Raw genomic sequence first — 20,830 nt, 5'->3', positions numbered from 1 at the left:
GGTGGCTAGTTTCCCATCTCTGGCCCGGGAGGTAGTTTCTTCGACTTGCTGGCTTTGTCATTGTCCAGGACGGTGGCTCCCTCGATCACGATCGGGGGAAGCTCGTTTTCACCCTCAACAATGTCGACCTTCCATTCCGATTGGTCCGGGTTGGAGTAGGCGTTATTGAGCCGATCCGCCATCGACGGCGAATTCACGTCGGGAGACCAGCGGATTGTGACCGCATAATTCCCGACCGGAGCGCCATCGCCCGACTCGTACGTCGTGAGCGTGAAGGTGCCGTCCTCTTTTACAAGGGCCCAGGAACGGGAGTCACGGACATCGGTGGCTTCTCCCGTTGGGTGAAGCTGAATGTAGGCCCCGGCTGGCGGTTCCCCGTTAATGGTGATCGATCCCCGCGCCGGATAAGTCTCGGCTTGCCAGTCTTCTCCTCCGCATCCAATGCAGAGCGGGCAAATCGCGATCGCCAGCAGGAGAGAGGCCAGCGTGGAACGGGAGAAGCGGTCTTTCTGGAAGCATCGCAGGTTCATTCTTAGAACTCCCCGACAACTTCGGAACCGTTGATCGAAGTCAATGCACTGAGCGTGTTCAGGTCGATGTTCTCGCTGAGAAAACGGACCGAACCGTCGGCCAGGCAGAACTGCACGCCGCCCGTATGGAAGGAGAAGGAGGCCCCGTACAGGTTGCTGACGTTGATCACCTGGTTGCCGACGTAGTAATCGACCGTCGGAGGTCCCCCGCCGGAATCGATGGTGACCTGGAAGTTATAAAGCCAACCGGAGTTGAAGTGTCCGGCCCAGCTGCGGTACTCGCCCGTCCAGCCGGCGGGGGCGGTTGTGGTCTGGTTGCCGACGTAAAGCGAAGCCCGCCCGGCCGACTCGTAGAGCATCATCGTATTTGTCAGCCCATCAGTCACGTCGCGAAAGCGGCGGAACTGGTTCTGATCGAACATCGAGTTGCCGGGAGCCGAATCGGTGAGCCAGCCCGTGTCACTACGCAGGTAAGTGTAATCGGATGTCTGAAATCCGCTGGTCGGTTCGGGATCGCCTGATCCGGGGGTCGACGGGCACTGGTAGGCGGCGGGCATCAGCGTGGCCATGTCGGCGTTGTTCGCATGATCCCAGCGGACGTTGTAGTCGAACAGCTCTTCAGTGTTGCCCGCTTCGAGGAAGGGGAGGATCGACACGTTGATGTGAGCCGTTTGATTCGCATCGGACCAGAGCCCGTCCCAATCGGCCCAGGCCGGAGCGAGACGATTGTGGGTATCGTGGTAGTTGTGGATCGCGAGACCGATCTGCTTCAGGTTGTTCTTGCAGGATGAACGACGAGCCGCCTCACGGGCCTGCTGGACGGCCGGCAGCAGCAACGCGACCAGAATGGCGATGATCGCGATCACGACCAGAAGTTCAATAAGAGTAAATGCTCGACGCAGTCGTTGTTGAGTACGGTGAGGCATGGTTCACCTTTATGCAAGGAGGAGAAGTTCGGCCGCCTGCTGGGACAGTGCCTGGACGGCGGGAACGAAACGGCGGGACTACCGGGGCAGTTATGCGATTGAGACTCAATCTCAATACGGTTCCACAGTTTAGTCTCCGTTCTGATCGATTGCAACGGAGGAAGAAGAAACTTCGAGGGAATGGAGATTTCGCAGCGCGCATGAAGGAAGGCGGTGAGAAATGCATCTCACCGCCTTTGCGATTCCGAGGGCTTTTCGCCTCTGATCAAGTGCCCCCACAAGGACTTGAACCTTGAACCTACTGATTAAGAGTCAGTTGCTCTGCCAATTGAGCTATAGGGGCGTACTGGTCGCGACCGCAGGCCGGACGTTTCGAATTCTACAGGCACAGGCCTGAAAAGCAAGCAACCCTCGGAGGACACGGCCAACCGAAGTTCTGTTCGCGTTCGCAGGGACCGATTCTACCGGATTCAGCGGAAACTCGCTGCCTGACTGTCAGAACGTCTGGCCGAGGGGACAGGCACGACTTTCGGCTCCGGAAGGCGGTCAATCCGGTAAAACTCGTTCTCAAAGACCGGTTCACTGTCGAACAGATACGCATGCCGGGCGATCAGGTATTCTGCTCCTGTTAACTCACGCAGTCGGGCGAGTTCCTCCCGGGAAATGAAGCTGTCTTCGTAGCTCGCCGTTCTCCAGTCGGCCATAACCGTCAGACGTTCGTTCCATTCCAGAATGCCCCGGGCATCCTGAGGGCAGTCTTTGAAGGTCACGTACTCCGCTCGGTGGGAGTACCATTTGAAGGCCCAGCCGCTGCGGGGTGTGGCGAACAGGGTTTCGGGAGGCGTTTCTGTCCGAGCCCATTCGCAGGCTTCGTACCAGTCTGAAAGTCGCTCGTTCGGCAGGCGGGACGGATTCCGGTCGACAAAGGGGAACGACATTCCGAGCAGAAAGATGGCCGCTGAGAACAAGGCGAGTGTCGTCTTCGAAGCCCGGGACGCCCAGCGAACGGTCATCGCGGCAATGATCAGGCTGAAGAAGACCGGCACCATCATGTCGTACAGCCGGAACGGGTAGAATTTGAGCAGCTTGGCCCGCAACGCCAGAGCCGGCATTTCGTTGGGTTCGGTAAATCGCAGTCCGATCAGAATCCCGATGAAGGCGACCAGAGCCGAGGCGAACATCAGGCCCAGCAACAGTCGCCAGCCTTCAATCCGCTCGCCGCCGTTTCGCAGCCGCTGATACCCCGCGACGGAAAGGATCATCAGCCCCAGGTAGACAATGTAATTCAACGGCTTGAACTGCATCGGATCGAGATGGTGCTTCAGGCGAAAAAAGACCTGCAGGTAATCGCCCGCGAAACGATCGGCCGGCGAGGCGGAATCGAAAATGATGCCCAGAGCCGGAATCATGCCCGGCAGCGAGGCAAGGACCAACAGGGCGAGCGGTACGAGAGCCCGTTTCGCGATCGAGCGGAGTTCTGTTCGATGCTGATAGAGCACGGGGACCGCGCCGAGAACCAGGCAGCCGGTCAGCCAGATGCCAACGAGAGGATGAAAGGCGATTGCGAGCCCCATCAGGACTCCCGCCGCGTTCCAGCGACGATTCAGAAAGCAACCCAGGCTCCAGAAGCCGAGACCGTAGGAAAAGACTTTCGATTCTGTCCCGCCAATCACCCACTCCCCGGAGAAATTCACCACCGCCTGAAGAAGGAGAAAGACGGACAGCGAAAGAAAGGGGGCGAGTCGATGCGGCAGGAGGGCCCGGGTCATGCGAATCCAGCCGGTCGCGAAGATAAGCAGGGAAGCGAGCCGCGCGATGAGAGCGGTTGTGCCCAGCGACAGAAACTGCGTCATCCAGCCGACGGTGAAGTAGTAGACCCAGTGCGGATTCGACGAAGTGAGGAAGAAATCGTTCGCGCACCACGTGGGGTCCCAGAAGTGCCGGGCCTTGCACAGGTAGTGGGGTTCGTTAACCGAGGGAATGGGCGATCGGAGCAGTGACCAGGCAATCAACAGTCCCCATAAAATGAGGATCGCCAGCCAGTGCGAAGACTGACTGGCGGTTTCGTGATTGTCTTCTGATACCGATGAAGAGCTGAGGTCGGTCACGGCAGGAGTTCACCGTTTCATAGTGAGACCAGCGGGTTGCTCGGAAATCAACGAGCGTAGCCGACTACTTCTTCTTCGTCTTGCGGGCGCTCGACCCGGCAGCGGTCGACTTCTTCGCGGTCGCTTTCTTAGCGGCTTTCTTCGCGGTCGCTTTCACAGCGGGACTGGAGGCTTTCTTCGTCGCGGCCTTTTTGGTCGTCGTCTTTTTGGCTGCGGTCTTGGTCGACTTCTTCGTGCTCTTCTTGCTCGACTTCTTCCGGGCCGGCTTGCCATCGCCGAAGATGCGATCCCACCCTTTTGAAAACTCAGGTGTCGCGCCGGTTCTGATAATTGGTCCGCTCATACAACCATCCTCTGTGTCTGTCTTATAAATCGTGCAACAGCATCCGTCGTGGATGCCGGAAAGTCTGCGATTTCATGCAGGAGCCGCACTATTTCAATGCGACAATGATTTGTCAACCTTGTTCCCGGCCCTGCGATGCCTCACAATGCCTGAGAATGAGGAGAGACGACTCCAGCGAGTCATCCATTCGCATGCCCGCCAGCAATCAGCCGGCTCACCATCCGGGTCCGCCAACCCGTACCTTCACACAATCGGCAATCAGCCTTATGGACTTTTACGATTTCAGTGAGGAGAGGTTCCTGCAACAGGTCTGGAATTCCGTTTCCATCGCCCGTTCGGTCCCCTATTCGCTGTTCACGTTCGGCACTTCCGATCTGGCTTATTACCTCGTGCTGCCGCCGGAAGAAGACGCCGCGCCGGTGAAGGTTCGACGCGGAGAGATCAAAATCACCCGTCCGGTCATTATTCAGCCGGGCGATCAGTCGCCGGAGTTTCAGGACTTCTTCGAGTCGGAAGAAGACAGTCAACTGGTGCAGTTCCTGATGGCCCGAACCGCGGCGTTCTCGAATTTGAAACTGGCCAACACGGCTCTGCGGGAAGAACTGATCAGTGATGAAGTCGAAGAAGTGGTCGACAAACTGAACCGCCGGCTCGATCAGGAAGACGAAGATCGCGTCGCGATTCTGGTCGCTCCGGAACGACTCGCCGGCGTCGCTCTCATCCGCTACGCCATGGAACGAATCGTCAGCAGTGCCCCGGAGAACCTGACCGAACTCCGCGAGAAGGGGTTCTTGCCGTAAGGGTGTCGCTTTGCGTGGTCGTGCTGCGATACAGCTCCGCTTATCCCAGCCTGTTTATTGTCGATCTCGTGGCCGCTCAAACGCCTGAGAAGTCGAAAATTTCATCTCGTGGGACATTTCGGTTCTCCCTACAATGGGATACGCATCCGCGGCTGGCGCGCGGTAACAGAGGCTTTTTGTTGATCAGCAGAGATTGGTGTCAGGATGGGAATCCATAATCGGGACTATATTCGCGACGATCCTCCAGGCGGATTTTCCGGAATGGGATCAGGTGGCGGAGACTGGCCGGTCTGGAAGAAGCTGATCCTGATCACCGTGATTGCCTTCGTCGGTCAGCTGTTCTTTCCGCTGGTCAACATCTGGTTCGATCTGGCTTCGGAAGCCGTGCTGCAGGGACAGATCTGGCGGCTGCTGACTTATGCGTTCCTGCACGATCCCGGGAACCTGTTCCATCTGCTCTTCAACATGCTGCTGATCTACTTCTTCGGCCGCCGGCTGGAGTCGATGTACGGCAGCCGGGAGTTTGGTCTCTTCTATTGCGCAGCCGCCATTTTCGCCGGGCTTTGCTATGTCGCCTGGTCGATGGCCATGGCGGATCTCACTCCCGCGGTCGGTGCATCGGGAGCCGCGGTGGCGCTGGTGTTCCTGTATGCCCTGCACTTTCCGCGAGAGCAGGTCATGCTCTGGGGGCTGATTGCCGTGCAGATGCGGTGGCTGGCCGGGTTCATTCTTCTCGTCGACCTGCTTCCGGTTCTGTCGGAACTCGGCGGACGGGGCAGCACCGATCAGATTGCCCACATGGCTCACCTGGGCGGCATCCTGTTCGCGTTTCTCTACTTCAAGTTCCGCCTTCGCCTGGCTCCCCTGACGACATCGTTCGGCTCATCCGGTGCTCGCCGAAACCCCAAGCTGAAGATCTACCGCGACGAAGACCCGCAGGTGATGGAACAGGAAGTCGACCGCATCCTGCAGAAAATCGCCGAAAAGGGCGAAGCCAGCCTGACGAGCAAGGAACGAAAAACACTCACACAGGCCAGCGAACGCTATAAGAACCGGAAGTCGTAGAGCCGCCCGCATCACAGGATGGCACAGAGATTCCTCTCTGTGTTGCGAAAGCAACAGGATGCCTGTCTTCAGCCCCTGTTCAAGAACGGACGGTGATCCTCCGAGAGTAACACTCGCAGCTCCGACAGAGTGGCACCGACATTCCTGTTTGTGCACATCTCGGGGGTAGCGCAATAAGTGGAAAACCCTGGTGCGGTTGATCGATCGTCTGATCGCGTCATCCTATGGCTTCGCCGCCCAGATCGCGGAGCGATCCGAGCCACCCTCCGAAGAAGTTGCGGCTCAACTCATCTCTGCTGGATACCGACCTCTTGTGAGTTCGTCACCCCGACGTACACGTCTGGGCCACCCCTTGCGTTACTCGATCTTGAACGGGCGATTCATCAGGGTTTGTGTTGCTTCGAGTGGCGACTTGTCTTCGAAGAGCACGCGGTAGACTTCCTGGGCGATCGGCATTTCGATGTCGTGCTTTTCGGAAATCTCCATTACCGCCTGGGTTGTCTTCACCCCTTCGGCGACCGAGTCCATTGATTCGAGAATCGAGCTGAGCTTTTCGCCCTGTCCCAAACGTTCGCCCACGAGGCGATTCCGGCCGTAGGGGCTGATGCAGGTGGTGATCAGGTCGCCAATCCCGGCCAGTCCGGCAAACGTGGCATCTTCGGCTCCGAAGTAATTGCCGAAGCGGGACATCTCGACGATGCCGCGGGTCATCAGGGCTGACTTCGCATTGTCGCCGAAGCCGAGCCCATCACAGATTCCGGCTGCGATGGCGATGACATTCTTCACCGCCCCAGCGATCTCGACGCCGATCAGATCGACATTGGCGTACACGCGGAAGCGATCGGTCGCGAAGATGTTCTGCACCCGCTTGGCGAGCGAAAGATCTCCGCAGGCGGCGACAACAGTGGCGGGAAGACGCCGGGAGATTTCTTCGGCGTGACTCGGTCCCCCGACAGCGACCACGGCGCGGGTGCCGAGCACTTCAGTGATGATCTCGCTGGGACGCTGATGCGTTTCCGGTTCGAGGCCTTTGACGACACTGATGACCGGCCGATTCCGATTCAGCGCCGGGGCGAGTTGTTCGAGCGAAGCACGCAGGAATGCCGACGGGATGGCGACGACAAGAAACTCGGCGTCATCGACCGCTTCTTCAATGTCGCTGGTAATGCCGATCCGCTCGGGGATGTGCACGCCAGCGAGCAGGCGGCGGTTCTCCCGGGTCTGCGCGATCTCCCTGGCCAGGTCGGGACTGCGAAGCCACATGGCGACCTGTTGATCGCTCGATTCATCCAACAGGATCGCGCAGGCCGTTGCCATGGCTCCTCCGCCGAGAATCGCGATTTTCGTGGCCATGTGCAGACTCCTCCCTGTAAGCGTGAATTCAACTGATGCTGTCAGCTTGTTCGAGCAAATTGCCCGACCGTGTGTCCGCGTTTGAGCGAACGTTATCTGGAACGCTGCCTTCGGACGCGGACAGAGCAGTTCGACCTTCACGGCAACTGCTCCTGAGGGCCTTCAACGACTGTTTCGGCCTCTGTCTAACTTATAGATGGTTCGTGAACGGGAAGCAATCCGGAGAAGTCACCGTGTCGGTTTCCCGCGTGGAGCGAACCGGGGACCCTATTGACCTTCGAAATATTCATGAGCAGAGAGAGCGAGCGTCGTGAACAAGACCGTCGGCTTCCTCCGGATGAGGCTGCAGAGGTTTACCTGATCGGATTGTGCCGGCGACGCAGATTGATCACGAAAATCCATCTCGGGGAGTCGCGAAGTCTGGTGGTGATGCGGCCTCGTGGAGATGTGTATCAAAATGGAGACAGTTCCGTTTGACAACGAAAACGTGTGTTATGATTTCAACGTAGTATCTTGAATTCAGGTTGAGATTTCACACTTTTCCGGCTGCATCTGCCGGGGTTTAAGCTCAACATTAATTAACAGATGGACCAGTGAACGCGGCTGACGCCGGGTCACGCTCGGAATCGAAGGCCGGCGATGGATCAGATTCAGCCAATCGTATTTCTTGTTGCCGTGATCGGGTACACACTCACCGCGGCGATCTGGGATCAGAAGTTTTACAAGATTCCCAACAAGCTCACGCTGCCGATGTTTTTCGCCGGCTGGATCTATCAGGGAGTCTTCGATCAATGGGCCGGCCTGGCAACGGGCGGACTCGGATTTCTGGTCGGATTCGGAATCCTGTTTCTGCTGTGGATGGTCGGAACGGCCGGCGGCGGAGACGTGAAACTGTTGGGCGGACTGTCTGTCTGGATCGGATTCCAGTGGACGCTCTACATCCTCGGGATCAGCACGCTGATCGTGATCCTCGTGACGATGGGAATCGTGCTCGCCAACGTGCTCACGATTGGTCCGAAACGAATGAAGAAGAAACTTCTGGCCACCGGGAAGCCGGGCAAGGCGGGAGAGAAACCAGCTGCGGAAACCGTGGAACAACGGAAGCAGCGACGAATTATGGCCTACGCACTACCTATCGCATTGTCGACATGGGGACTGCTGGCCTCTGCCTACTTTGGCAACTGGCCCCCACTCCCGTGGACTTTGACATAACTCAGACCGGAAGCAGGCATGATCACACAGCCAAAACAGACGCGCCGAAAGGGCTTCACCAGCATGGAACTGGCAATGACATTGCCAATTCTACTGCTGATGCTGTTCGCGGTCTTTGAGTTTTCCATGCTGTTCTTCGCCCGCGGGACCGTGGTCGAGGCGAGCCGCCTGGGAGCGCGAGCCGCCACCCATCCGGGAACCTCGCAGGAATACATCGAAGAGTCGGTCCTGACAGCCTTGGGACCGAAGCTTTCACGGAACGCGGAAGTAATCACGGAAATCGGCACCTTTGCCGGCGACCCTGTTCTGGTCGTGGTGAAGGTTCCGATGCGAGCCGCTTCGCCGGACATGCTCTGGCCGATCGGTTTCGGTTTGAAAGATAAGCACCTTGTTGCAGAAACAGTGATGCAGCGGGAGTAGAGAGAACACAGGGCTTCTTCACCACGGACGTGGAGAAGATTTCAGGCAGGGACGGAATTGTGTGAACGTGCCGTCGAACGGCAACACGCTGGGGACAATGTCCGGCAATCTGATCGGATGATCTTTTTGGAATCGGAGAGGGGATCGTGAGAATTCTAACACCTGCCTTGTTGACGCTGCTGATGCTGTTTGTCATCGGCGGCCTGGTAATCTTCTACCTGTTTAAGTCATTCTTCTGGGTGGAGCCAGAACCGGAACGGGCGGCAACGACCCGTCTTGTGCCGATGGCCGCCGGAGATATTCCGGCTGGAACCCTGATTACTTCGGAACACGTCGTGACCGGTCGTCTCGACGAATCGAAGCTCGAACGTGACACGATCCTGAACCGCGATACCGTGGTCGGACGTTACGCTCTGGAAGACATCACTCAGGCTCAGCCGTTCCGCACGGCTCAGCTGTATGCTCCGAACACTCGTCCGCCGCTCGAAATCAATCCGGGCATGCGGGCTGTGACGATCGGACTGGGGAACAGCACCGACCTGGTCGACGGGCTGATCAAGCCGGAAGACTTCGTCGACGTTCATCTGTCGATCGCCGACAACGGAGCCGATCGCCGCTATCGTGGCGGCTTTACAATGACCATGTTCAAAGGTGTGCGGGTCCTGGCCATCAATCGGATGACCCAGCAGACCGACCTGTCGCGTGGCAGCAACACGATTACCTTCGAGTTGAGCCCGGAACAGTCGAACATTCTGCTCGAAGCCAAGAAGCATGGCGAGATCGTGGTGACCTACACCCCGAACGGACCCGGCTCGGGTGGAGTCGATGTTGCTGAAGCCGATCGGGCTTACTTCGACGAAATCCTCGGCCTGCCGGAACCGCCGGAAGCCGAAAAGCCGTTCCTTACCGAGATCTGGCGTGGCAGTGCCCGTTCGGTCATCGATTATGGTGATGAACGCGACGACTGGGATAACGACTGGGACGGAGCCACTCCGTGGATCGAAACGCCGGGTTGGGCACCTCCTCGCAACAACGGAAACTATGGTCGGGGCTACGGTCGCGGCTACGGTGGACGGGGCTGGGGTGGCTATCGCGGAACCCAGGTGAGTCCGCCGACGAGCGACAACCCCGAGTTCCAGGGAAACCCGAACGCGGCTCCTTCGCCGAACAGTCGGGGTCGATTCAACTCGGCCACGTAGCGTGAGTTCTCAGTGACGGCCGTCATCTCGGCGGCCGTCACGATCCCCCCCTTCCTTCCGCAGTGCGTTGGAAGAGGGTCTACCGAAGTAGAGAGGCGATGTCTGGAGACATTCGTCGAGAGCAAGGCCCGAAGCCGTTCGTAATGGCAGAGTCGGGATCAGACTTATCCAAGCAGACAACCACGAGGCGAACGTGAAATCGATCGTACCCTACCAGTTGAAAGACGCACGGCGACGCGGCTCCCTGATGCCCGCCATCGCCTTCGCGCTCCTGGTCGTTGGTGCCGCCTCGGCCCTGGTGATGAACAAACTCTGGATCGAAGCCGCCGAAGTCGAACTGCAGACCGCAGCCGAAGCTTCGGCGCTCGCTGCAGCGGGGGCCTATCTGAGCGACGACATGCTCCGCCCCGGTTTCGATGCCGATGAGACTGTCTACAAAGCCAAGGTGCGGGCCGCGGAAGTGGCCTATATGAACCGCGTCGGAACCCATCGGGTCGAACTCGTTGTCGATGGAGACGATACCGATATCGTCTTTGGTCGACGCGTCCCTGGTGGAGCCGGCGGAGAAACAACCTTTCTGCTCACCAACGACAATCCCACCGTTGTCGAAGTGCGGACCCGTCGGTCCCGCGAGCAGGGAAACCCGGTGACGTTGTTCTATCCTGGAGTGACCGGCCGTGCGACGGCTGATGCCATGACGATCGTCGAGGCAGCCTTCAACAACGAGATCGATCACTTCGCAGCCGCCCCGGCTCGTCCGATTCCGGCGCTGCCTCTGGCCATTCTCGCCAACGATCCGACCGGGAAGCGACTCGATACCTGGTCGTCGATGATCGAAGAGAAACTCGGACCAGACAACTACAGCTACGATGAAATCAACCATGTTGTCGTCGAACAGCCGGACGGAATTCCGGAAGTCGTTCTGCAGTCGTCTCCCCTGAAGCAGGATCCGCTGCTCTCGAACGTGCAGCTGCTCGACTTCAATAACGACCTCCACGAAGACAACATCAATCGGCAGATCCGCCAGGGACTCACTCAGGATGATCTCCGTTTGCTGAACAACCGCCTGCCGGCTCAGTCTCCCTTCGAGATGACCGCCCTGGGCAATGTGACAACCCCGGTCCAGCTGGCGCTTGAGTCGCAGATCGGGCAACAGAGACTGTGTCTGCTGTATAATTCCGCTGCACCGATGACCGTTCCGGGCTGGACGACACTTCAGTGTGAAGGCGTCGTCGCCGTGCGGATTCTGAAGGTTCTCCCAGCCGATGGAGAGTCGGCAACCGTGATTTTGCAGCCAACCGTCATGACGACCAAGACGGCTGTTCCTGCGGAATTTGCCCACTCTCCCACGACGGGACTGGGTACAATGGCAACTGAGGCCAGCGAACCCGTGCTGTATCAACCGAACCCATACGTTTACAAGTTATATATCAGTCGATAGGGGACCCGGCATTTCGCCGCCCCATATCTCCCATGTCCTCCTGTCGAGATGACGGGAAGTCCAGGAACTTTTGAGGATTTTTCATCATGGCCTTCGCGACTGACACCGGTTACGACCAGGATTCAAATGCCGAATCGAAGCGCGCATTTCAGCAGCTGAAGACTCGTCTGCACCGTCAGATGATCGACGCGATGGATCTCTCCAAAGCCGGTCAGCTGCCCGAGCACGAACTCCGCAAGCAGCTGCGGGCACTCGCCGCTCATCTCTGCGACATGCACTCGGCTTACCTTCCGGAATCGGAACGGGAGCAGATGGTCAACGAGATTATGGACGAGATGTACGGCTTCGGTCCGCTCGAACCGTTGATGAACGATCCGGAAGTGAGCGACGTGCTCGTTAACGGAGCCGACACGGTGTTCGTTGAACGCCGCGGTCGCCTGGAACGAACCGACGTTCGCTTCGCCGATGACAATCACCTGCTGCACCTGATTCAGCGACTCGTCGGTCGAGCCGGTCGTCGTATCGACGAAGTCTCGCCGATGGTCGACGCCAAGCTGCCGGATGGCTCTCGTCTGCACGCGGTCATTCCGCCGCTGACGAACCGGGGCCCAACGCTTTCCATTCGTCGATTCAGTTCGGTCGCCGTCGAGTTTGAAGACATGGTTCGCAGTCGCTCGCTGACTCGCGAGATGGCCGACTTCCTCATCGCCTGTGTCAAAGGTCGCATGAACGTCCTGCTGAGCGGGGGAACGGGTGCCGGTAAAACGACACTCCTCAACCAGCTGAGCCGCTTCATCCCGCTGACCGAGCGTGTGATCACGATTGAAGAAACTCAGGAACTTCAGCTGCGTCAGGCCGATGTCGTCGGACTGGAAACGCGACTGCCGAACGTTGAAGGTCGCGGAGCCATCACCCAGCGTGAGCTGCTCCGAAACAGTCTGCGTATGCGGCCGGACCGGATCATCGTCGGCGAAGCGCGTGGTAGCGAAGTCCTCGACATGCTCCAGGCCATGAACACCGGGCACGACGGTTCTATGAGCACCGTTCACGCCAACGATACACGCGATGCCCTGGAACGACTCGAATTGATGATCGCTCTGTCCGGAGCAGATCTGACTCCCGATGTCGCCCGACGCTACATCGCTTCGGCTCTGCACATCCTGGTTCACGTCTCCCGTCTCAGCACGGGCGAGCGTAAAGTGATGCGTATCTCGGAAGTCGCCGGAACCCGTGAAGGGGAATACAACGTGGAAGACATCTTCGTCTATCGGATGACGGGCGTCAGCTCCGACGGTTACGCCGAGGGAGCCTTTTACGCCACAGGTTACGAACCGGAATGTATCCGTCGCATGGCCACGATTGGCCACGAAGTGCCGATGGAACTGTTCACCGCCCGCGAACTCATCGCCGGCGGCGAATACACGATTCACGACCGCAAGTAATTACGACCACAAAGGGTGCCACTGGCTCTGCCAGTGCGTTCTCGAAAGCGATTACACGTCGCCCATAAGTCGGGCACTGGCGAAGCCAGCGGCTCCCGACGGACCGACGGACTGAGAACTCAACGACAGTTGACAGCGGACAGAATGGATTGAACTGACTGGGAAACCGGTCTTCTTAAAATCAAAAAGGTGCCGCGATGGCCACTGGATATCCACAACGGACAACAATTTCACCCCGGCCGGAATTCGCCGACATCCTGAAACCTCAGGACCGGTTCGCCGAACCCGATGCCCCGCCCAATGCCGCGAACAGCGTCAACGGCTGGTTCGACCGGCTGATGGTGCAGTCGGGGGTGGAGATGTCGCCGGTTGCGGCTCTCATGTCCTGCATGCTGTTCGCCCTCCTGGTCGGCGGCCTGATCTTCGTCCTTCTGGAAGATCCTCTGGCAACCGCCATCGGCGTCGTGCTGGGATTCGGGATTCCGATCGGCATCCTGATGTTCATGCGGTCTCGTCGTCAGTCGCAGATTCTGAATCAGTTGCCGCCGATGATCGACGAGCTGGCCCGGGCCGCCCGTACTGGTCGCAGTCTGGATCAGTGTCTCGCGATGGTTGCCGAGGACACCCCTGCCCCGCTCGGAACCGAGATGGAGAACTGCGTCCGCAAGCTGCAGATGGGCGTGACGATGAACGAAGCTCTTTACGAATTACCGGAGCGAACCGGCGTGAACGGCCTGCGAATTCTCGCGACCGCTCTGAGCGTGCACCAGCAGACCGGGGGTGACCTGGTCCGCGTGCTCGAACGTCTGGCCAAAACCCTTCGCGATCGATCGATGTTCCTGGGACGCCTGCGAGCCATTACGGCTGGTAGCCGTGCGACAGCCGTACTGATGATTCTGCTGCCGCCCGCGATCCTGGCGTTCTTTATCTTCCGCGATCCGACCTACCTCTCGCGGCTGATGGCCTCCAACTGGGGCTTCTTCATCACCATGAGCGGCATTGTTCTTGAGATCGTGGGGGCCATCTGGATCTGGCGAGTCCTCGGGAACACACAGAACACCTGATAGAATCCGGGTCACAAGCTCTCAGGTTTGAAGTACTCGATCTGAGAGTGACCCGAAGCGATACCAAGACAGTCAACTCCAGTTCAATCGACACTGACCGGCTTAGCCGACGGATGAACGACAATGGATATTCAACAATTTCTGCGAGACACAATCATCGGCGGGGTTTCCCTGTTCCAGATCGTGGTCTGGCTCTTCATTGCCGCCAGCGTCCTGCTCGCGATCCTGCTTGCAGTCCGGCTTTTCCGGGCTCTGCTGGGAACGGGATCGAAGGACGATCGCAAACGATCGAAACCCGATCGGGCGACCGAAACGGACAAACCTTCGCTGGTTCTGTCGTCAGAAGACTCAGCCGTGAATCGTGGCAAGTCTCTGCTGCGGGATGAGTCGACGACCGATCCGCTCGCTCCCGCGGTCGACTCTGTCTTTCACGATGAACGCGATGATGCGGAATCTCCCGCTCGCGTCGACGCTCAACGCGAGCAGCAGGAAGCAATGCGAGCCGAGGCTCAGCCCTCCGGTCAGGAACAGTTCGTGGTCCGGTCCTCGGAAGCCGCTCATCGTTATACCGACAAACAGCGGAGTTGGACCTCTCGTTCCTTGTTCGGCAAGCCGATCACTGGACAACAGGTTGATCTGCCGCAGGTCGAGCCGGGTGATGTTCCTTTCGCCGATCGTGGGGACTATCGCTGGGGTTCCAACCTCACACCGACTCTGGCCGCAATGATGCCGGAAACGGAAGAGCGGAAGAAGTCGCTGAAGAACGACCTGATGGAAGCGGGTCACTACACGCCTCATGCCTACGAAAACTTCGCCGCTCTGCGGTACGTCTCGTTGATCGCTCCGATCCTCTTCTTCGGTGCGTTGTTCGTTCTCGGGCCGCCGGCTCTGGAACCGGTGTTCCTGATCCTGCTGATTGTTGGCGCAATCCTGGGATGGGCCCTTCCTCGAATCTATATTCGTTCGAAAGCCGCTAAGCGTCGCCGCGAGATCGAACAGGCTCTGCCGGACGTGATTGACCTGCTCAACATGTGCGTGAGTCAGGGAATGACTTTGCGAGCCGCTCTGGGGCGTGTTTCGTGGGAAATCTCGGAAACCTACCCGGCGATGGCGGAAGAACTGCGCATCGTGGCCCAACAGGCCGACTTGAGCACGACCGAGCACGCCCTGGTGAACCTGAACAATCGCGTCAACGTGCCGGAACTGCATTCGCTCTCAACCCTGCTGATTCAGACCGAACGCATGGGAACGAACGTGAGCGACTCGCTGACCGAGTACTCCGACGCCATGCGGGCCACCCTGCAGCAGCGAGCCGACCAGAAGGCCAATGCCGCGACCTTCAAACTGCTGTTCCCAACCGTGCTCTGTTTGATGCCGGCTGTGTACCTGTTCCTGCTCGGCCCGGCCGTGGTTGAACTCTCCGACTTCTTCGAAGGGGGCGGAATCCAGCAGTTCCAGCAGGACGTCGAGGGCGTCCAGGAAGGCCAGCGGTTTACCCCGTAACGACGGCCCACGAATTCATGAAAAAAGCTCACGCAACCGCGTGAGCTTTTCTATGCGCCGGCATCGACGGCGGGATGCCGGCGCGAGGGAACCCTTACAGGCGGGTAATCTCCTGGCAGGGAAGGTCGAAGGCGTCGGCGACGGCCTGGTTGGTCAGCTTGCCCTGCCAGATGTTGACGGCCGATTTCATCTCTGGTGACAGTTCGCCTGGTCGCTGCAGGCCGCCGTCGGCGATCTGGGCGACGTAGGGGAATGTCACGTTGCAGAGCGCATAGGTGCTCGTACGCCCCACCGCGCCCGGCATGTTGGCCACACAGTAGTGGACCACATCGTCGATAATGTAAGTTGGTTCGGAATGCGTGGTCGGACGGGACGTTTCAATGCAGCCGCCCTGATCGATGGCGACATCGATAATTACGGCTCCCGCTTTCATTCGCTTCAGGTCATCGGCCAGCACAAGTTGCGGAGCTTTCGCTCCCGGAATGAGAACGCAGCCGATGATCAGGTCGGCCCGTTGAATCTGCTCCTGAAGGTTGTGCCGATCACTGAAGAGCGTGTTCACGTTAGGCGGCATGATATCTTCGAGATACCGCAACCGGTCGACGTTCACGTCGAGAATCACCACGTCAGCCTGAAAGCCGGCGGCAATCTGAGCCGCGTTCTTGCCCACGACGCCGCCACCAAGAATCACGATATGAGCGGGGGCCACCCCGGGCACTCCGCCCAAGAGTATTCCGCGGCCTTCCTGGGGGCGTTCGAGGTACTTGGCTCCTTCCTGAACGCTCATCCGTCCGGCGACTTCGCTCATGGGCGTGAGCAGAGGGAGGTTTCCGTTTGGCCCCTTCAGTGTTTCGTAGGCAACGGCGATCGAGCCTGTCTCAAGCAGCGCGTCGGTCAGCTTGCGACTCGAAGCCAGATGGAAATACGTGAAGACGATCTGTCCTTCGCGAAGCAGCGGCCACTCTTCCTGGAGCGGCTCCTTGACCTTCACGATCAGTTCCGCGTTCGCGAAGACTTCTTTCGCGGTCGGAACAATCTCGGCTCCGTTGGTGGCGTAGGCTTCGTCGGGCAGGCCGCTTCCGGCTCCCGCACCGCTCTGCACCAGGACCTGATGTCCGCGGCGGGTCAACTCCTGCACACCGACCGGCAGCATCGCCACACGGTACTCGTCGGTCTTCACTTCACGGGGGACGCCAACAATCATGTGCACTCCATCGGTTGAGCTGAGGCCCGACTCATCATGAAAGTCCGACGTTGAATCTACAACGTCGATTCCAGAGCCTCATGTTCTCACATTCCGGAGGAGAGCGGAAGTCCCAACGATCGAAGGTGACTTCTGAGAGCCGCCGCGTCGGTGAAAACTTCAGACTGCAGTCCAGTCTCTCGTGCAGCGATTACATTCTCGGCAATGTCATCGGTGAAGAAGCAATTCTCTGCCGCGTAGCCTGTCGCGGCGACGGCGAGTTCGTAGATGCCCGGATCGGGCTTGAGCATTTTCGCTTCGTACGAAAGGACGTAGTGATCGAACTCGTGCAGAATCGAGAACTCGCGACGGATGAACTCGAAATGAATCCGGCTCGTGTTCGACAGCAGCACGAGCGGAAAGCCAGCCGCCTTCAGTTCGCGGATGAGCGGAACGATGTCTTCGTTCTCGCTGAAGATTCTCGCCGCCGCATCTTCCAGATGATCGCGATCCACCGTGCAGCCGAGCCGTGATTGAATCAGTTCGTGAATCTGTTCTTCGGTGTGTGCGCCGCGTTCGTATTCGAGCAGCAGACCGGAATCGAACAGCACGGTTCGCAGATAGGCGGCTTCGCAGTTGCAGAGAGCCGCCATCTGGTCGAGCATCTGATCGTGAGAAAAATGTACGAGCACCTTTCCCATGTCGAAGATACAGGCTTTGATATCAGGCATGGAAACTGGTTCGATCCTCAAAACGTCAACTCGCGTCGCGAACAGCATCCCAACCCAAAGCGTGAGCGACGGCCATGTCGCGGCTTACGGGCGAATTGCTACGCGGCTGGAGGTTGTCAGCAGGTCGAACACCTGGGCGACGTCGCCGTCGTACATGCGGATGCAGCCTTTGGAGGCGGCTTTTCCGATCGAGGACGGATCATTCGTGCCGTGGATGCCGATGCTGTCGCCGAGGTCGATCCAGTACTCACCCAGCGGGTTCTGGGGATCGTCGCAGCTGATCACTCCTTCGGGACCGTAATAAGTCGGGTTATCCTGCTTGTTGAGAACCGCGAACTGGCCGGCTGGCGTGCTGCCATTGGTGCCGATGCCGATCGGGTAGTGCGCGACGACATAGCCGTGAGCGTGAATCGTGAGTCGCATCTGGCTCAGTTCCACCACGGCGTCGAAAGGGCCCTGAATGATCTTGATCTCCTGACCGGCTCGCAGCTTCTCAGGAGAGACACCGTTGAGGCTGGACAGGTACTGCCAGGAGACATCGTACTGGCCGGCAATGGTTTCGAGATGTTGATTCGGCTGCACCGTGTGCGGCGGGAGATAATGAGCCGCATCGGTGAAGTAGATCTTGTGCGAGAGCACCATCAGCTCGTCTTCAATCGCGGCTCGCTGATCGGGATTCTGCCAGTAGAGCGAGGAAAGTTCCCGCAATCGCAGTACATCCTGCTCGGCTTCCGGGGCCAACTGGAACGCGGACGGAAGCTGATTCGGTTCGCGGGCGGCAGCCGAGGTGGTCACGATCGGCTGTGGTGTCTGCTCCGGAGACTGCGTCACGGTTCCCGCTGCATTCACGACGCCGCTGTTCTGCTGAGGTTCGAGCATCGCGGTCTGTTGAGGAGCGGCGGCGGTTCGCATCGGAAGCCGGGAACTGGCCGGAGTTTCATCGCGACGATACTGCTGAAGGGGCGGCGCGCCCTGGTCCGGTTCGGACTGATGCAGCGCGAGTTGAGTAGCCGCTCCCGAGTCGATCATCACCGCTGGCGGCTCGACGGATTCAGACGGCGGTTCCTGCTGGAATTCGGAGAGCTCGAGGCGGAAGTCCGGCGTGTCTGGAGAGTAGCCCGCCCTTCGGTCGGTCGATTTCGCGGCGAGTTCTTCTTCGGAGTAGCTGTCCGGGAATTCCTCAACGGGATGGTCCCGCAGGGCGATCTGCTCGGCTTTGAACGGATTGAACGGCACCAGTTCCAGATGCCAGGCGGTCAACCCGGCAGCCATAATGGCCACGAACCACCAGATCGACCAGACAGACTTAGGCTGCTGACGGTAGGGACGTTCATCGAACATGGGAGCTTCCGTTCTGTCTTCACCCGAAGGGAACAATGGGAACTGTGGGATCATTCTGGCAATCGCTTATTCGGCGAACAGCGGCATGATGGGCCGGGTGACCAGCGAATGGTTTGACTCGGCCGTGACAGGACTCAACTCTCGTTGTGTTGTGACGGTCTGGACGCGAATCGGTTTCGGTCCACTCCACCAGCGAGCCCCTGACTTCGGTCGTGATTCTGAACCGCGGATGATGGCGTAATCGACCGGAGCCGGTCCCTGCGAAGGGAGATGCATAATTCGCACCGGTGCTTCCTGCGGCCGGTATAGAGCATCCCGAACGGGAGGCTCGGCGGCGATCGTCACCACGGTATTCACGCCAATGGCGGAAGCAAGAACGAGTCCACTCCAGCAGCGAGGTTTTAACGGGAACATGTCGGCATCCATTCTTGATGTTCACGAACTCAACGATCGCGAGTGATTATTCTTCAAACGGATCATGCGAAATCAGCCCATCGACTTTGTGCGTGTAGGTCGGCGGATCGGGCACCGAAAAGTTATAGGCGTCGCGCCCCAGTGCGGGACCGCGATTGAGTTTGCGGAGTTGGTTCCCCTGCAGCGCATGAGGCATCAACTGGCAGCCGGTCAGGGAGACCGTCAGCGTCGCTACCAGAAGTCGGGGATAGCGTTTCAGCCAAGACATGAAGAAACTCTCCATCGAATCAGAGGGGATCGGAGAAGAGAACGAATTCAATACGAAAGGACGGCGCAGGCGGCCGCAATTTGACGAGGGCGGGAGTTTAAGCGGAGCGCACCGATTCCGCCATGCGTGTTGCCCGATGGAAAAAATGACAATTCCGAGGCGTTCCGGCTCGAAACGAGCAGCGAAAACTCGGCTCCAGGTCTCGGGCCCAAAGCAACCGGAACGTCCCCTCATCGCAATGAATTTTCGGCGATGCGATGCCCACGCTCGCGTGAGCCTGGCTGCCTTCGGCTCGCGACAATCCCTGCCTGCGACTTTTCGTCGGTCAACTGGCGAAGGCGCTCAGCAGGCCCCAGAGAGTCAGCACGATGACGAGGTTCAGGAGCACGGTGAGAATAATTTTCGCCATCGACCAGGGGCGACGCCCGGAAACGCGGCCGGTCGCGGCGTTGATCATCACCTGATACACCTTGTCCTTGTACTTGTAGGAAAGCAGCCAGACCGGCAGGAACATGTATTTGAACGTCACGGCTGAATAGCCGACCTTCATCTCGTGAATCCTCTGCCGATCCCCGCCAATGCGTCGGCGAACATCGCTTTCGATGGCCCGTTCGATCCGCGGACGGGCTTCCCGGAACCCTTCGTCGAGTTCCGTGTCGTACGTCCGCGCCAGATAGCCGGCAAGGACTTCCCGCGTAAATGGAATCGCCCGACACAGGGGCCAGGGTTCCATTCCGGCGATGAGGTCGGGCGACATCTCCCGGCAGGCGATCACGAGTACATCATCGAAGAACCGCTGGAAATCACCCGAAGCCGGATACCAGCGGACCTTGGTCTTCGTTCGTCGGTCTTTTCCTGTGCCAACGCGAACGGTGTAGGTCTCGCCACGCTGACCGGAATACACCGTGTAAGTCATGGAATCGAACGTCCAGAAAGGCAGATAGACGCCACTGAAACGGCCCGACAGATCAGCCGCCCGGAAATCGGTGGGAGCGAACCAGAGTCCCTGCACCCAGTCGCGAAGCGATTTTCGGGCCCGTTTCTCATCCACCTGAAACGGCAGCACGCCATCGGGACGGATCCGTGTCTCGACTTCGTGAACGTGTTCAAGCTGAATCGGCGATGTGCAATAGGGACAGTCGGTGCTGGCGAGGTTCCCCTCGAAGACGACTGTCCCGCCACAACCGTCGCAGCGAACTTCCTTCAGGCCCGTCTCGAAGTCGAAGGTCTCGTGATGCTCGCGAAGCGACTTCAGCTGCGCTTCGTAATCGCGTTCCTGCAGCTCGGTTTCGCCGAGCGTCAAGGCCTGAGCGTGCCCGCAATAGGGGCATTTCAGCTGCTGCGTGCCGATATGAAAAACGACATCCGCCCCGCAGGCTTCGCAGGGAAAGATCCGTCCTTCCGCCTGACTGCGATGCGCCTCCGCGGTTCGGGAATCGAAATTCCCCTCCGGAAGGGCGGGCTCTTCAGGCGAAGCCGTGGTCATG

General features: G+C 58.8%; 20 protein-coding genes and 1 tRNA gene. 9 read left to right on the top strand and 12 right to left on the bottom strand.

Annotated features, from left to right (window positions below; translation table 11 throughout):
* Positions 1-5: 5 nt before the first annotated feature.
* The 5 genes from L1A08_RS13460 to L1A08_RS13440 all read right to left on the bottom strand — a co-directional run bounded on the left by L1A08_RS13460 (position 6) and on the right by L1A08_RS13440 (position 3,907).
* Positions 6-530, bottom strand: a complete 525-nt coding sequence (locus L1A08_RS13460; protein WP_238756957.1) for a hypothetical protein — start codon at positions 528-530, stop codon at positions 6-8.
* 2 nt (positions 531-532) lie between these two features.
* A complete protein-coding gene (locus L1A08_RS13455) occupies positions 533-1,456 on the bottom strand; it encodes a DUF1559 domain-containing protein (RefSeq protein ID WP_238756956.1) in 924 nt (307 codons plus the stop codon).
* Positions 1,457-1,726: 270 nt separating this feature from the next.
* Positions 1,727-1,799: transfer RNA gene (locus tag L1A08_RS13450), tRNA-Lys, on the bottom strand.
* A gap of 127 nt (positions 1,800-1,926) precedes the next feature.
* Entirely contained in the window at positions 1,927-3,564 is a 1,638-nt protein-coding gene (locus tag L1A08_RS13445; RefSeq protein WP_238756955.1) for a DUF6798 domain-containing protein, read from the bottom strand.
* Between the two features lie 64 nt (positions 3,565-3,628).
* Positions 3,629-3,907, bottom strand: coding sequence for an RNA polymerase subunit sigma (locus L1A08_RS13440; protein WP_238756954.1), 279 nt, complete (start codon positions 3,905-3,907; stop codon positions 3,629-3,631).
* Between the two features lie 266 nt (positions 3,908-4,173).
* On the opposite strand from L1A08_RS13440, the gene L1A08_RS13435 reads away from it, so the two are divergent.
* On the top strand, positions 4,174-4,707 hold the full coding sequence (locus tag L1A08_RS13435) for a hypothetical protein (protein WP_238756953.1): 534 nt from the start codon (positions 4,174-4,176) through the stop codon (positions 4,705-4,707).
* Positions 4,708-4,968: 261 nt separating this feature from the next.
* Complete coding sequence (locus L1A08_RS13430; protein WP_238756952.1) at positions 4,969-5,772, top strand: rhomboid family intramembrane serine protease; 804 nt, start codon at positions 4,969-4,971, stop codon at positions 5,770-5,772.
* Positions 5,773-6,129: 357 nt separating this feature from the next.
* Here the strand turns inward: L1A08_RS13430 and L1A08_RS13425 are convergent, their stop codons facing one another.
* Entirely contained in the window at positions 6,130-7,125 is a 996-nt protein-coding gene (locus L1A08_RS13425; RefSeq protein ID WP_238756951.1) for an NAD(P)H-dependent glycerol-3-phosphate dehydrogenase, read from the bottom strand.
* 639 nt (positions 7,126-7,764) lie between these two features.
* Here L1A08_RS13425 and L1A08_RS13420 point away from each other — a divergent pair.
* The 7 genes from L1A08_RS13420 to L1A08_RS13390 all read left to right on the top strand — a co-directional run bounded on the left by L1A08_RS13420 (position 7,765) and on the right by L1A08_RS13390 (position 15,406).
* The gene (locus L1A08_RS13420; protein ID WP_238756950.1) at positions 7,765-8,337 is read left to right on the top strand and encodes an A24 family peptidase; all 573 of its coding nucleotides are present in this window, start codon (positions 7,765-7,767) and stop codon (positions 8,335-8,337) included.
* A gap of 18 nt (positions 8,338-8,355) precedes the next feature.
* Positions 8,356-8,757 (top strand): TadE family protein, encoded by a 402-nt coding sequence (locus L1A08_RS13415; RefSeq protein WP_238756949.1) that lies wholly within the window; start codon positions 8,356-8,358, stop codon positions 8,755-8,757.
* A gap of 146 nt (positions 8,758-8,903) precedes the next feature.
* Positions 8,904-9,956: a Flp pilus assembly protein CpaB gene (gene cpaB / locus L1A08_RS13410; protein WP_238756948.1), complete on the top strand. Its 1,053-nt coding sequence runs from the start codon at positions 8,904-8,906 to the stop codon at positions 9,954-9,956.
* Between the two features lie 193 nt (positions 9,957-10,149).
* Complete coding sequence (locus L1A08_RS13405; RefSeq protein WP_238756947.1) at positions 10,150-11,397, top strand: hypothetical protein; 1,248 nt, start codon at positions 10,150-10,152, stop codon at positions 11,395-11,397.
* A gap of 86 nt (positions 11,398-11,483) precedes the next feature.
* The gene (locus tag L1A08_RS13400; protein ID WP_238756946.1) at positions 11,484-12,839 is read left to right on the top strand and encodes a CpaF family protein; all 1,356 of its coding nucleotides are present in this window, start codon (positions 11,484-11,486) and stop codon (positions 12,837-12,839) included.
* 197 nt (positions 12,840-13,036) lie between these two features.
* The gene (locus L1A08_RS13395) at positions 13,037-13,903 is read left to right on the top strand and encodes a type II secretion system F family protein (protein WP_238756945.1); all 867 of its coding nucleotides are present in this window, start codon (positions 13,037-13,039) and stop codon (positions 13,901-13,903) included.
* Positions 13,904-14,026: 123 nt separating this feature from the next.
* Positions 14,027-15,406 (top strand): type II secretion system F family protein, encoded by a 1,380-nt coding sequence (locus L1A08_RS13390; protein ID WP_238756944.1) that lies wholly within the window; start codon positions 14,027-14,029, stop codon positions 15,404-15,406.
* 94 nt (positions 15,407-15,500) lie between these two features.
* On the opposite strand, the gene ald is transcribed toward L1A08_RS13390, so the two are convergent.
* The 6 genes from ald to L1A08_RS13360 form a co-directional block, all read right to left on the bottom strand.
* A complete protein-coding gene (ald, locus tag L1A08_RS13385; protein ID WP_238756943.1) occupies positions 15,501-16,610 on the bottom strand; it encodes an alanine dehydrogenase in 1,110 nt (369 codons plus the stop codon).
* An 86-nt stretch (positions 16,611-16,696) separates the two neighbouring features.
* Positions 16,697-17,320: an HAD family hydrolase gene (locus tag L1A08_RS13380; protein ID WP_238756942.1), complete on the bottom strand. Its 624-nt coding sequence runs from the start codon at positions 17,318-17,320 to the stop codon at positions 16,697-16,699.
* 84 nt (positions 17,321-17,404) lie between these two features.
* Complete coding sequence (locus L1A08_RS13375) at positions 17,405-18,661, bottom strand: L,D-transpeptidase family protein (protein WP_238756941.1); 1,257 nt, start codon at positions 18,659-18,661, stop codon at positions 17,405-17,407.
* Between the two features lie 66 nt (positions 18,662-18,727).
* Positions 18,728-19,075 (bottom strand): hypothetical protein, encoded by a 348-nt coding sequence (locus tag L1A08_RS13370; protein ID WP_238756940.1) that lies wholly within the window; start codon positions 19,073-19,075, stop codon positions 18,728-18,730.
* 46 nt (positions 19,076-19,121) lie between these two features.
* Complete coding sequence (locus L1A08_RS13365; protein ID WP_238756939.1) at positions 19,122-19,343, bottom strand: hypothetical protein; 222 nt, start codon at positions 19,341-19,343, stop codon at positions 19,122-19,124.
* A gap of 325 nt (positions 19,344-19,668) precedes the next feature.
* On the bottom strand, positions 19,669-20,829 hold the full coding sequence (locus tag L1A08_RS13360; protein ID WP_238756938.1) for a hypothetical protein: 1,161 nt from the start codon (positions 20,827-20,829) through the stop codon (positions 19,669-19,671).
* Between the last annotated feature and the right edge of the window lies 1 nt (position 20,830).

The sequence above is a fragment of the Rubinisphaera margarita genome, from assembly GCF_022267515.1.
GTDB classification, from domain to species: domain Bacteria; phylum Planctomycetota; class Planctomycetia; order Planctomycetales; family Planctomycetaceae; genus Rubinisphaera; species Rubinisphaera margarita.
This window is presented reverse-complemented; position numbering and strand designations above follow the sequence as displayed.